At 65.7% G+C, this 13,284-nt stretch carries 12 protein-coding genes; 8 read left to right on the plus strand and 4 right to left on the minus strand.

What is annotated here, in order from left to right; all coding sequences use genetic code 11:
• Nucleotides 1–107: 107 nt before the first annotated feature.
• From ACMXN5_RS48805 to ACMXN5_RS48840, 8 genes are all read left to right on the plus strand, one after another.
• Nucleotides 108–860 (plus strand): replication-relaxation family protein, encoded by a 753-nt coding sequence (locus ACMXN5_RS48805; RefSeq protein WP_439681727.1) that lies wholly within the window; start codon nucleotides 108–110, stop codon nucleotides 858–860.
• A gap of 85 nt (nucleotides 861–945) precedes the next feature.
• On the plus strand, nucleotides 946–2,244 hold the full coding sequence (locus ACMXN5_RS48810; protein ID WP_439681457.1) for a ParB/RepB/Spo0J family partition protein: 1,299 nt from the start codon (nucleotides 946–948) through the stop codon (nucleotides 2,242–2,244).
• Nucleotides 2,241–3,392, plus strand: coding sequence for a DUF4417 domain-containing protein (locus tag ACMXN5_RS48815; protein WP_439681458.1), 1,152 nt, complete (start codon nucleotides 2,241–2,243; stop codon nucleotides 3,390–3,392). The genes ACMXN5_RS48810 and ACMXN5_RS48815 overlap by 4 nt, the downstream gene beginning before the upstream one ends.
• A 118-nt stretch (nucleotides 3,393–3,510) precedes the next feature.
• Nucleotides 3,511–4,983 carry an amidoligase family protein gene (locus ACMXN5_RS48820; protein WP_439681459.1) on the plus strand — a complete coding sequence of 491 codons (1,473 nt, stop codon included), beginning with the start codon at nucleotides 3,511–3,513 and terminating at the stop codon, nucleotides 4,981–4,983.
• A 308-nt stretch (nucleotides 4,984–5,291) separates the two neighbouring features.
• Nucleotides 5,292–6,785, plus strand: coding sequence for an amidoligase family protein (locus ACMXN5_RS48825; RefSeq protein ID WP_439681460.1), 1,494 nt, complete (start codon nucleotides 5,292–5,294; stop codon nucleotides 6,783–6,785).
• 217 nt (nucleotides 6,786–7,002) lie between these two features.
• Complete coding sequence (locus ACMXN5_RS48830; protein WP_439681461.1) at nucleotides 7,003–8,631, plus strand: amidoligase family protein; 1,629 nt, start codon at nucleotides 7,003–7,005, stop codon at nucleotides 8,629–8,631.
• 88 nt (nucleotides 8,632–8,719) lie between these two features.
• A complete protein-coding gene (locus ACMXN5_RS48835) occupies nucleotides 8,720–9,268 on the plus strand; it encodes a hypothetical protein (protein WP_439681462.1) in 549 nt (182 codons plus the stop codon).
• A gap of 167 nt (nucleotides 9,269–9,435) precedes the next feature.
• Entirely contained in the window at nucleotides 9,436–10,884 is a 1,449-nt protein-coding gene (locus tag ACMXN5_RS48840; protein ID WP_439681463.1) for an amidoligase family protein, read from the plus strand.
• A gap of 185 nt (nucleotides 10,885–11,069) precedes the next feature.
• Here ACMXN5_RS48840 and ACMXN5_RS48845 read toward each other — a convergent pair whose 3' ends face one another.
• The 4 genes from ACMXN5_RS48845 to ACMXN5_RS48860 form a co-directional block, all read right to left on the minus strand.
• Nucleotides 11,070–12,005 carry a class II glutamine amidotransferase gene (locus ACMXN5_RS48845; RefSeq protein WP_439681464.1) on the minus strand — a complete coding sequence of 312 codons (936 nt, stop codon included), beginning with the start codon at nucleotides 12,003–12,005 and terminating at the stop codon, nucleotides 11,070–11,072.
• The gene (locus ACMXN5_RS48850; protein ID WP_439681465.1) at nucleotides 12,006–12,314 is read right to left on the minus strand and encodes a hypothetical protein; all 309 of its coding nucleotides are present in this window, start codon (nucleotides 12,312–12,314) and stop codon (nucleotides 12,006–12,008) included. It abuts the gene before it with no gap.
• Nucleotides 12,304–12,735, minus strand: a complete 432-nt coding sequence (locus ACMXN5_RS48855) for a gamma-glutamylcyclotransferase family protein (RefSeq protein WP_439681466.1) — start codon at nucleotides 12,733–12,735, stop codon at nucleotides 12,304–12,306. The genes ACMXN5_RS48850 and ACMXN5_RS48855 overlap by 11 nt, the downstream gene beginning before the upstream one ends.
• A gap of 98 nt (nucleotides 12,736–12,833) precedes the next feature.
• Complete coding sequence (locus ACMXN5_RS48860) at nucleotides 12,834–13,283, minus strand: gamma-glutamylcyclotransferase family protein (RefSeq protein WP_439681467.1); 450 nt, start codon at nucleotides 13,281–13,283, stop codon at nucleotides 12,834–12,836.
• Nucleotide 13,284 lies beyond the last annotated feature (1 nt).

Consider the following 13,284-nt stretch of genomic DNA (forward strand, 5'->3'; position numbering starts at 1 on the left):
GGCGCAGAAGTGGTTGAGGAGGGTCGCGAATTGGTGACGCGGCCGTATCGGGTCTCCCGGAGTCTGTGGCCAGCACTCGGCAGGCCCACACGCTGGCGGTGAACGAGATGGGTATCGCCTTTGTCGAACACGCGCGCGCGCTGGGGCATGAGTGTGGTCCTTTGGATTGGACCCCGGAAGTGGCTCATCGTATTCGGGACGGCCAGCGGCGATTCGAGGATGATCACGTGATCTCGGATGCTGTCGTCAATTACGTTCATGTCCATCGTGGTCTGCGAACGATGGTGAACGTGTTCGTGGAGCTGGACCGCGCCACTATGACAGCCACACGGTTGGCTGCGAAGCTGGCTGCGTATGGGCGGCTGTACGAGTACGTGCCGCAACATCCGAATCGGGCGAGGCGTTCCGCCGCGGCGTCGCGGCCTGCATGGCGGTACACGTATCCGGTGTTTCCGCGGTTGTTGGTCGTGCTCGACGCGGAGGAGGACCCGTCCAGCCGTCGCACGGTCGCGGCACGGCTGGCGGCGCGGACTGAGGATCTCTATGCCCTGACGCGCGAGGATCCGCGGCTCGCTCGTCTGTCCGCGACGCTCAACGTTGGGGTGACCACGTTGGCAGAGTTGCGTGAGCGCGGGCCTTTCGCGCCGATCTTCACCCCGCTGTTGCGCGGCTCGCCGGATGATCGACCTGCGGCCACCGATGTCTTCCTCAGGGCGGACCGTCGTGCAGCGGTCCGTGCGCCCGGGTCGGCGTCGCATGCCCAGGGTCAGGAGTCGGGTGGGCCCGGTTCCGGGGGTCGTGCCGCAGGCGCGTCCAGGCCGCGGCGGTCACTGCGCCCCGATTCCCCGGGGGGTTCGTGATGGCTGGGCGCGACTGTGCTCTTCGGCGTGGCCGATCGCTGTTCGAAGCCTGGCTCACCACTCATTGCTCGAAAGGGGTGGCATCGTGACGAATGCTGTACTTGAGCACGGGGCGCAGCCGCCGGTTGTCGGTGTTGTCGAACTGAACGAGGCTCTCCAGCGTTCGGAGCGGCTGCGGCAACGCAGGTTCGAGATGCTGCCGATGCGCGGTTCGGTGTACACGGATATTCAGGGGCGCGGTCCGGGGCAGAGCACCAGCGCGGAGGGGCTGGCGGATCTGATTTCCTCGATCTCGACGGTCGGTGTGCTGCAGGCTGTCTTGGTCGAGGAGATCGATGGTCCGGGGGATGTGCCGGAACGACGTCTGGTAGTCGGCGAGCGGCGATATCGCGCCTGCCGGTGGGGGGCAGTCAACCAACCGGACAACCCGCGTTTCGAGATGCTGCCCGCGGTGATCTGCCCGGGGCCCATCAGTGCGGAAGAGCGGCGAACATGGCAGCTCGTGGAGAACCTCGCGCGCGAGGATCTTCAGCCCGGAGAGTTGGCTGCGGCCTTGCTGTTGGAGCGCAGCGCGATCCTGCACTCTCAGTTGGTGGCGGCGCGCATCGAGGTTGTCGCGGACGTCCTGCGCCTTGAGGATCCGGCTGCTCGATTCCAGGCGTTGGAGAAGCTCCGGGGATCCGACGCGGACCTGGCCGCCCCGTGGACGTTGGTCCTGCGCCGCTTGGGGTTGCAAATCAGTTCCCGGCGTGCGCGCGAGCTGGTGGCGGCGTTTCGAACGTTGCCTCGAGAGATTTCCAGCGAGATGGATGAGCACCAAGTCTCGTTGGCGGCCCGGACGAACCTTGCGCGTCTGACTCGAGGTCGCCGCGAGGCGGCAAGTGAGTTGTGGCAGGCCGTGCAGCGGCTGGGACGGCCCGACCTGCTGTCTGCGGTCACCCGGGCCAAGGGCCAAGATCCGGCGTTGACGCCGGACGAGGCAGTGGATGTCGCGCTGTCGGTCCGCCAGGACGCGAACGCCGAGCGAGCGGCCAAGTTGACGCGCGATCGCACCGCGTTCGGTGAGATCGAGAACTCCGGTTCCGGGGTGGGGTCGGAGGTAGAGGAGGAGGGCGACCTTGAGCGTGTCGTTGTCGCGCCCGACGCCGCCGCGGCCTTGGTGTCCAACGCACGTGAGGGTATCGACGTTTCGCCGATCGAGGAGAGCACGCCCGTGGACCCGGACGTGGCCGAAGCCGCGCTCGCCGGCGTTCGTGCGCTCAACGGGCAGCTCGCCGAGGGTCGGGTCCTGCATCGCTTCGATTCGGGCTCGCTGCGCATGTTGCTCGCCGAACTCACAGGCCATCTGGATGCAGCCGCTAGTTCCACAGGAGGAACTCGATGAACGTCTCCCTGCCGATGCCGCGCCTAGGGCCGCCGTCGCCTGTTCCGGCTGCCGGATGCGACTGTTCGGTGTGTCCGTTCTTCATCGATAACCCGGCGGCCGTCGAACCGGTGTGTTCGGGGAGCACGTCCACCTGTGAGTACTGCACCTGCGCGCGAGGAGAAGATCCGCGGAAGGGTCATCTCTCCGCCGACGCGTGCAGTCGCTGCCCGATCCGGTGCGGGTCGCGGCCCGACATCGGCGCGTGGATGGACGACATCGGTGGCACGGTTCGTTTCACCGATTTGAAGGTGCCCGGCACACTGCCTACGTTGCCGCGGTACATCCCGCAGGTCGATGGTCACGACGTGGCCGGGATGGACGCTCAGCTGCAGTGGCCGGCCTACGCAATCGGCCTGCGTCGCGTCGTCAGCCCCAGCACGCACAAGGTCTACCCGCGGTTTCACGGGAAGACTGCACGCCAAGCGCTGGGACTGCGACCGGAGCAGAAGGCCATCCTCGTCGGGTACGCGGAGGACCCGCTCGTCGAGGGCTTTTGGACGCGCCGCAAGGCGGATCGCCTGGGCGAGACACTGGCTGCGCAGGAGTGGGACCTGGTCCTTACGCCGAACACCAGCATGTACTTCAACCAACCGCGCGCCGAGCACCTGATCAACATGCGCCGCAATCTGATGTTCGCTGCGGAGTTGGCCGCAGCGGGCGTCACGGCGGCCCCCTGCGTCTACTGGTTGCGCCTGGAGGATCTGGACCGCTACATCGACTGGATCTATGCCGCTACGGTGGCGCCACCCGCGCTCGCGGTGAACCTGCAGACGTTTCGCACGGACGACGACTGGCAGGAGATGGCGCTCCCTGGCTTGGCCTACCTGGCGGCAACGTTGCCCGAAGATGTGCCGATGGTCTTGACGGGGTCGAGTCGAGCGGACCGAATTGTGACGCTGCAGGCGCTGTTCCCGGGTCGCCTGTACCTGGTCAGTCAAAACGCGCTCCAATATGCGCGCCACGGCGCGGTCATGACGGAGAACGGTCGCGTCGACACCCAGGCCCGGACCGAAGACCTCTTCACCGCCAACGTCCGCTACTACGCGCGGCTGGCCGAGGGCTCGGCCGCACCCACCGACGTCGGCGGTCACTGTGGGCTCGGGTAGCCGCATCGCCCATCAGACCCACAGTGTCCACACCACTCTGGAGGACCCGTCCGCCGGTGGTGTTCCTCTGGATCCGGACGCAGCACGGAATGCCGCTGTCCTACGCATTCGGGAGATCATGGATGAGTCGGCGCACCGGGGCATGAGCCCCGAGGAGGCGGCCGAATATTTCCGACTGAACGAGTGGTTGGGACGCGACCTGCAATCTGGGGGGGATTCTGCCGCGGGACTTGAGAATGGTCCCGGGCTGGAAGGGGCTCCGCGAACAGCCCGTGCCGTGCAGGAGGAGCTGTTCGCGCGAATACTCCTTACCGGGACACGGGTGCGCGACGGCGAGGCGGCCGACAGCGACGTCGAAACACTTCAGCGACTCCGTGACGAGCTGAGCGCGAGTTTCGGCACGGAGCATCCGGCCGAAGACCCGAACGTCCAACGCGCCGCTGTGCGGGATGTACTTGACGAAACTCTCGCCGAACACAACACGGCGCGAACGCTCCAGATCCAGGCAAGTGATCGATGGCCCGGCGCCACAGCTAACCCCAGCTACGAAAACGACCCCCGCCTGTTCGAGCAGGCCTTCCAAGCAGCCCGGGAACGGGCCGAGTCTGGCGAGCCCATGGTTCCCTACATGTTGGAAAACGCGACTGGCGGTCTTGGTGCACGTAACGGTGGTCGCGGGTTCGGTTTGGAGCTCGAGTTCGACGTCAAACGCGGCAGGCATACGGGAGGCTATGAAGCCTGCAGGGCCATCGCCCGAGATCTCTACGAGGCTGGCTTGTCGAGCGACGAATACGTGCACGAGTATCACGCGTCGGCGGAAGAAGGTTACAGCGATACTCCGAATGGCTGGCGTCTGGAAGAGGACTGCACGGTGGATGGTGAGCTCGTCTCGCCAATCCTCTACGACGAGCCCAGCACCTGGCGCAACCTGGCAACGGTCTGCGAAATCATCAGGTCGCACGGCGGAACCGCGAGCGTCAGAACGGGCGGCCACGTTCACGTCGGAATGCACGACTACGACCACGACACCGAGAACCACCACCGGCTGATGTCCATGTATTCCGCCTACGAGGATGTGCTGTTCAGGCTCGCGCAGAACCCTGCGGCGTTCGGGCGCATGCATCGAGGAATCGATTGGTGCAGGCCAAACTACGTACCTGACATCGCATACAACGATTTTTGGGACATGCACCAGGGTGCGTCACACGGGAACGCCGTCAATCTCAGCGGCGCGACCGGGTGGTCCGGTGACCATGCGGAATTCCGCTTGTGGGACGGATCGTTGGAGCCCGGTGTCATCCAGACTCAAATCAACCTTTCACTCGGCCTCACGGCGGCCTCCGTACGCGACTCCGGCAGTGCAGGTCTGATTGCTGGCGGCGACCGCATGGCTCTCGGTGAACGTCGACGTCACCTGCTCGGCCGGGGTCTGTCCGAACAGCGGCTGACCGGATCCGCATGGAACGAGAACACGCGAATGTTTCGGCGGCTCATGGACGACGTGTTTCCCGGGTTGCAATACAAAGACCAAGCCACGGCACTGTTCGCCGCTACGAGCTGGCAGGACACGAGATGGAGCGATGATGAATAGGCGAGAGGGTTGGCCATACGCGGCCGGGATCGCGGATTGCAGAATACGACGCATCGCGATGTTCGTCGCTGCATGCACCGGCAACGGCGGTGAGGGGGAGCCATGGCGGGTTTCCGCCCGCAGTCTCTCAGTGGAGCCGATACCTGCGCCGCACGGCGAGCGCGGTTTCGGGCCGCACTCGCCGGCTTCAGATCCGCCACTCGAGCAGCAAGCACCAAGACAGGGCGCCCGGAGGGCCGGCAAGCCCATCGACGAGTTTCGTCTCGATCGCGCCTCCTGCCCTGGATACGTCTACCTCGGGAGTGACCGTGGGATCCGGTAGCCGTATCGCTCATCAGACTCATGGCATCCAAATCAGCCACGACGTTTCGTCGGACCTCGGTGACGATCACCACGAACCGATCACGGATGTCCTGATCACGCCGCCGACTGTCCTGAACTCCCTCGCAGGGAACAGTGAGGCTGTTCCGGGGACGGACGCGGACCAGGGGAGCCGGTCGAGCGTGCCCGGCGGAGTGCAGGAGGAACTCCTCGGGCGTGTGCTTCGCGCCGGACAGCGCGTGCATGCCGGCGAGGCCACAGACGACGAAGTCGCAACGTTCCATCGACTGCGGGAGGAACTGAGCACGAGCTTCGGCGACGAACACCGTGCCGAAGACCCGACCGTCCAACGCGTCGCCGCGCAGGCAGTGCTCGACGAGACGCTCGCCGAACACAACTCCGCACAAACGCTGCAGGTCCAAGCTCGTGACCGCTGGCCCGGCACCGCCAACCCCAGCTACGAGGAGGATTTCGACGCGTTCCAGCGGGCATTCCGTGCAGCGCGAGATCGGGCCACCCGCGGTGAAGAGATGATTCCGTACCTGTTGGAGGACGCTACGGGCGGGCTCGGAGCTCGTGAGGGCGGCCGCGGATTCGGCCTGGAGCTCGAATTCGATGCAGGGCCCTTCAGCACCCTGGGATCTTCCGGCGTCCGCCAGGCAATCGCCCGGGACCTGTACGCAGCAGGGTTGACAAGGGACAACCGAGTGTACGGCTACCACGCTTCGCAGGACCGCGGATACACCGACGCGCGAAACGGTTGGCGTCTGGAGACGGACTGCACCGTCGACGGCGAATTGGTCTCCCCGATCCTGTACGACGAACCGGAGACTTGGCGAAGCCTCGCGACAGTGTGCGAGATCATCAAGTCTCATGGAGGTGTCGCAAGCATGCGCACCGGTGGGCACATTCATGTGGGCATGCACGACTATGACCACGACACCGCGAACCATCACCGGCTCATGTCGACTTTCGCGGCCCATGAGGACCTGCTCTACCGCTTGGCACAGAATCCTGACTCACCGGATAGTCGCCATCGAGGACGGCAGTGGTGCCTTCCCAACAGAGTGCCTTCCGACGGGTACGGTATCGGCAACGATTTGTGGCCCGTGCGCACTTCAGCTCGTCATGGGCACGCGATCAACCTCAGCTCCGCGCAGGGGACGGAAAGCGATCACGCCGAGTTTCGCCTCTGGGATGGCTCACTGAATCCGGGCGTGATCCAGGCTCAGGTCAATCTCTCTCTGGGTATAACCGCGGCCGCCGTACGCGGCGCGCAAGCTGCGTCTGGGGAGCGGTGGCCGTTGGGAAGCAACCGGCGGATTCTGGAGGACAACAACTTGCTGGGGCGGCGGCTGCGCGGCGAGTGGTGGCGGGACACCACACTCAACTTCAGGCAGCTCGTTGACGGCGTGTTCGACCGCGCACAGCACAAGGAGCAGGCTACGGCGTTGTTCGCGGCGACGCGTTGGCAGCGGTGATGCGCCGATGGAGGGTGAGCGTGTCGTTCGCTGCTGACCCTGCCGCCCGGATGGATGACCAAGCGACTCGCCGCTTCAGTTCGCTCCACCCGGGGCGCTCGTCCGTAGTCCTGGCCCATCCACCAGGCGGGCTTGGTCGAGGCCGATTTCCCCGTGACTTCGCTGCTGGCGTCGTCGCAAGGGGCGCCCTATCCGTCACCACCACACAGGAGGTCCGATGGGATCGGGCACACGCATCGCCCACCAGCACCACGCGGTAGCGCCGAGCAACCCTGGAGAGGCTGACGCTTCGGCAGAGAGCAATACGCCAGCCTCCGAACTGCCGGAACGCGGGTGGATTCGCCTCGGTTTCCCCGAGGCCAACAACGCGGGCTTCTACTACCGGGTCGTGGAGGATGACCATGCGTCCATAACGCTTCCCCGACCCTTGCGTTTCGTGGCGGACACCGTTACCGACGAGCAGGACGCGCTCTGCGAAATCAGGGCTGAAGTACCGGATGAAACCCTTGACTGGGTCAGCGTGGGGGGCGAGGTACGAATCTCAAGCGGACCCCACGGAGCGCTGCTCGTGGACGCCGGAGGCCTTCGCTGCGAGGAGGGGTCGGGTCACGACGAAGAACCTCTGGTCAACGGCCGGTGCCGCCACGAGACCGCAGTCGAAAGCGCGCTTCAAGACCAGCTGGACGCCATGATGCCGACCACCGCCCAACGGCTGGCGAGCCAGACTGTCCTGGACGAGGTCACGGTCGAGCACGCCGCGTCGGTCGCTACCCAGGAACGAGCGCGCGTCGAACACGCCGGTCGACTGGCCGTCGCTGTTTCGTACACCAACGATTTCGACGCCTTCCAAACGGCATACGACCAGGCGAGGCAACGACAGGCCACCGGGTTGACGCCGGTGCCGTTTCTCACGGAGAACGCGACAGGGGGCCTCGGGGCGCGGGAAGGAGGCCGGGCGTTCGGCGTGGAGATCGAATTCGACTTCCCCACCGCCATGAGTGGAACCGCGCAGGCTGAGGCGAGGTTGGCCATCGCCCGGGATCTTCACACGGCGGGGATTGCGGCCGACGCTCGCCTTTACGGGTGGCACGCGTCGGCGAGGAGCGGCTACACGGATGCCGCGAACGCGTGGCGGTTGGAGTCCGACGCCACAGTCGCCGGAGAGATCGTCTCTCCGATTCTGTACGACGAGCCTCAGACCTGGGCCAACCTTGCGGCCGTCTGCGCAATCGTACGGTCGCACGGGGCCGTGGCCAGTGCCCGGACCGGGGGCCATGTACACGTCGCGGTCCCTGACTTCGACCACACCGTCGGCAACCACAACCGACTGATCGAGACCGTCGGAGCCTATGAGGACGTCATCTACCGCTTGGCCCAGAATCCGGCTAGTAGCAGACATCGCGGGCTCGAATGGTGCCACCCCAACCGGATTCCAAGTTCGCCGTATACATCGGTCGGGTCAGTGCGCGAAAACAACAACAGTCACCACGTCGGACTGAACTTCCAATCCGTCACCGGCCGCGGCAGCGACCACGCCGAGTTCCGCATGTGGGACGGATCTCTGGACCCCGGCGTCATCCAGGCCCAGGTCAACCTCTCCCTCGGCCTCGCCAACACCGCCCTGCGCGAAGCCGGAACCTCGGCACCTCTCGTGCGCGCACCCGTCGGTAGCCAGCGCGCCGCGCTGGCGCGGGAAGGACTTCTGGGCCGACGTCTCAGCGGCGACCGTTGGCGGGAGTCGACTGCGTCCTTTCGCAGCCTGGCCGATCGCATCTTTTCCCGCGGGGAGAACAGGGCGCAGGCAGCGGCCTTGTTCGCCGCGACGCGATGGCACGCAGGGCGCTAGAGACGTTGGCAGCGCCTCGTCGTGCCCCAGGGACCATCCGGTGTCCGTCGCAGTGTGACAGCAATAACCCATCCATCAAGGAGTACTCGTGACAGCCATCCGTGTTCGTAATGTCTCGTCCGCCGTTGAGCCGGCCGCACCGCCTGTGAAGGACGACGGGACGCCGTATCGGTTCGAGTTGATTCACGACGGAGGACGTGAACGCGCCTACGCCGACACCGTGTCCGACCTGCTCGATGTGATCATCCCGAACTACTCGACTCTCACCAGCCCAAAGGAGCGGGCCGCAGCCCGTATCCGCCTGGCCCTTCGGCTGCAGGTCCACCTCCAGGCCGGCCTAGCCGCGGTCCCCGAACTCGACCAGTGCACCGAGCAGCAGCGTTCAATCCTGCTGGCGAGTCGCGAGACGCCCCCCACCGTCACACATTGGGACGCACCCGTGCCGCTCGTCCTCGTCACGTCCTTCTACCGGCCCGCAGGCCGTCTTCCCCGGCCTCAAGGCCCCGACCGGGGACTGATCTGGATCGACCCGGGCGACGACTGGAATCTCCTCCTGTCCTTGCACTCCGCCGGCGTCATCGTTCTCAGTGCCCGGGCCGGCGCCTTCCCCACGCCGAACGCCACCGAGGAGAGTTGATGGGATCGGGAACACGCATAACGCACCAGCACCACGTGGTCGCGCCGACGAACTCGGGCGCGTCGCCGGAGGTGACGCCCCATCCGCCGGGCTTCGCAACCAGCGGACGCCCGGTAACCCGCGTGGAACTCCCGGAGCCCGGTGGTACAAACTTCCACAACACTCGCTTGGCCTCGGATGTGGATGTCACGATGGGCCAACCGCTGGATGCCGTTCGCGCAATGGTCACCGACGAACAGGACGTTGTCTGTGCCGTCCGCGGACACGTCATGGGGTCGGGCATCCTGGATGGGGGCGTTGACGGGGAAGTCCGTGTTTCGCGGGGATCCGACGGACTGCTGGTCGTGGCGACCGACGACCTGCGTTGCTTGCACGAACTTCCTCACGATGAGTCGTATATCGCTGGCCGTTGCGCACACGAGGTCGCCGTCGGGCGGGCACTTCAGGATCGACTGAACGCCATGGAGCCGACTGCGGCAGACCGGCTCGCGGCGCAGACGGTCCTCGACGAAGTCGCCGTCCAGCACGCGGCATCGGAAGCGGCGCAGGAGCAGGCGCGCACCGCTCACGCCGGCCAGGTACACGCTGTTTCCTACAGTGAGGACTTCGAAGCGTTCCAGGCCGTTTATCGGCAGGCGAGGGAGCGGCAACGCGCCGGGGAGCCGCCGGTGCCGTTTATCACGGCCGACGCCACGGGAGGTCTTGGGGCGCGAGAGGGAGGTCGGGCGTTCGGCGTGGAGATCGAATTCGACTTCCCGACGGAGATGAGCGCGGCCGATCGAGCCGCCGCGACCACCGCAATGGCCTCGGACTTGCACAATGCCGGGATCGCGAGCGACCCCCACCTGCACGGCTATCACGCGTCCCGGCGCAACGGCTACACCGAGGCCGCAAACGCGTGGCGGATGGAGTACGACAGTACGGTCGCCGGCGAGATCGTCTCCCCGATCCTGTACGACGACATGGCGACGTGGACGAACCTTCGGGACGTCTGTGCGATCGTGCGGCGTCACGGGGGTCTGGCGAATGCGCGCACGGGCGGTCACGTGCACGTCGGAGTCGCCGATTTCGACCACACCGTCGAGGTGCACAACCGTCTGATCGAGACTGTCAATGCGTACGAGGACGTCATCTATCGGTTGGCACAGAACCCCGCGAGCGCTCGACATCGAGGTTTGGAATGGTGCTATCCCAATAGGATTCCGACTTCGCCGTATACCTCCGTCGGTGCCGTGCGCGAGTACAACCGTAGTCACCACTATGCGTTGAACTTCGAGTCCGTCACCGGCCGCGGCAGCGACCACGCGGAGTTCCGCATGTGGGACGGATCTCTGGACCCCGGTGTCATCCAGGCCCAGGTCAACCTCTCCCTCGGCCTCGCCAACACCGCCCTGCGCGAAGCCGGGGTGTCGTCGAGACAGATGGCGCAGGCTGTCGGATCCCACCGCGGGGCTTTGGTTCGACAAGGGCTTTGGGGTCGGCGTCTAACCGGCGAACCGTGGCGCCAGGCGACTGCGTCGTTCCGGGGCCTGGTCGATCGTGTCTTCACACGCGAGGAGAACCGGGCGCAGGCGGTGGCGTTGTTCGCCGCCACGCGATGGCAAGAGCGTTTGTAATGCGGGGCGAGGCTTCGCTGGGCACACGGGGTTTCCCACAGCCGTGAACACTGACTTTCGTTGCGTCGGCGTGGAGATGCCGGATGCGATGGACCTCCGCTGACGGCATGGGGCTTGCCTCTCTCCCGAGCGGGAGAGAGGCAAGCGCGGTCCTAAGTGATCGTCTGGTGTAGACGAGGTGGGTTTCATGCCCACAAGGGCACGCGGGCGCGATAAGCGGGAGTCCGTTCCGGCTTGGTGCGGTGGCCGCAAACCTTCTGGTCGGCCTTGCGGTCCGCGCTGCTGAATCCCCGGTAGGCGACCAAGGATGCGAGTCGATCGTCTTTGGCCCGGGCCGTCGCCGGAAACGTGTAGTGCCCGGCCCTGCGCGGGCGGCCCGAGGCGAAGTCCACCAGGAGCAAGGTGCCCTCCGGCATCAGCCAGATGCGATCGCGGGCGATGTGTACTCCGCACGCGTCGGCCGCGTCGCGGAACCATCCCGGATTGGAGGCCCAGTAGAGGTTCCCGTCGTCGTCCACTGCGATGGCCAAAGGGCTCACGGCGGTTCGGGCGAGGAACATCAACTGTGGCCAACGCCGGTCGGTCCAGGCGAGGGCCGCGCGGCCGAGGGTGGCCTGCAGCACGTCCAGGGTCGGGTGGATCACTCCGGCCGCCTGGTCGAGTGCCTGATAGAGGACCTCGGTGTCGGTCTGTCCGGTGGGGGTGGGCAGTTCGTAGGTGGTCCGCAGTCCGAGGGTTTCCACGTCCCCGTTGTGGGTGCCGATCAGTTGGCCGACCTGGAGAGGGCTGGCGTTCGCCAGGCGGGTGACATCTCCCTGGGTCGCCCATCGGGTGTGTCCGAGCGCCGCCGGGGCCGCATCGAGGTGAGGCAGAAGGCTGGGGTTCCAGACGTCGCCGAACGGAAGGGCGTCCTTGACGATTCGCCATCCACCGGACTTGACATTGCGGCGGGAGACGTTGGGACGACCGGTGAGTCGCTTGCTGGGGGTGGTGGTGGCCATTGCCAATCCGGCGGCGTCGATTCCGCGCTCTTCGGCGAGGTGGCCCAGGGCCACACACATGGCCGAGGCCTGCGACGTGTCGCAGGCCTCGTTACGAATGACTCCGAACAATCCGCACATCTACGTTCCTTTGGTGCTCCTCGGTGTCTTGTTCGACTTCGAGGGGTTTTTGTCCTGCCCGGAGAGGACACGCATGACGGCGGCGTGCTCTTCCTCGGTCAGCAGTTGGTGCTTGAGCATCAGGGCGGCGAGGTGTTCACGAGGCAGGGCCGCCGCCTCGCGAATCATCGTGTCGGCGATCGACCCCATGCTCACGTGCATTTCGGACGCGGTGTCCTTCAGGTTCGTCATCGCGTCGTCCGAGACCGCGATTTTGCGTGGTTCCAGGGGGTGCACGTTGTTGCGGTTGATGACGGGGTTACGCGGCACGGTGCATCACCCAGTCCCCGCCGGGAACCTCGGTCATGGTCGGACGCCACTGCAAGGCTCCGGGGCCGGCGAGGTAGGCGTATGCCTGCACGTTCTCTCCTTCGTCGATGGTTCGGACAGTGACGATCACCCTGGTGTAGTGGTCGTCTTTCTCGCCGGCGTAATCCTCCAAGGCATCGAGCCATGCGAGAACTTCCGGCCATGCTTCGGGGTCGACGTCCAGGACGTCACCGACGACGTGGTGCCTGCCGTCGGGGTCGGGGATCGTGTAGGGCAGTCCGGCTTCCAGGAGAAGGTGGTCGTCGAGAACGGCCGAGCGCGCCCGGATGGTGCTTCCCCGAAGGGAGTTGCCGTAGTTGTCCTGCTTGGGACGGAGCGTCCCGTACACAAACACGGGGAGTTGAGCCGAGGCGGGTGTCATGAATTCACCTCCTGTTTTCCGTCTGATGTCGATCGCAAGGACCGGACTACTATAGACCTATTATAAGGGGTCGTTATTACTTGAGTCAAGGACCTTCGTCAGACCGCCCCATAGGAGCGATGCCGCACGGCCGAGTTGGCCACCCAGTCCCCGCCCGGCACTACCGGCGCGTCGTCGTCCCATCCGAAGAATTTCCCCGCGATGTACACATAGGCGCTCATGACGTCGCCGTCCGAGGTACGAACCTCACAGGTCTTGCGAACGTAGAGATCCGCGTCGGTCCCCCGGTACCCCTCCAGGCGATCGAGGCTGCGCAGAACCTTCGTCCACACGTCGGGGTCGACCTCCATGAGGTCCCCGACGACCATGTGATCGCCCTCGACGCTCGGGACGGCAAACGGCACTCCCCCATCCAGGAGCTTGTAGCCGGCCAGGGTCGCCGCACGCTCGCGGGCGGTGTTGCCGGCGAGGATGCGGCGATAGTTGCCCTGTCCGGTGCGGAGCGTTCCGTACACGAACACGGGGAGCTGAACGGTCGTCGGCTTCATG

The organism is Embleya australiensis (assembly GCF_051903075.1).
In the GTDB taxonomy this organism is placed as follows: domain Bacteria; phylum Actinomycetota; class Actinomycetes; order Streptomycetales; family Streptomycetaceae; genus Embleya.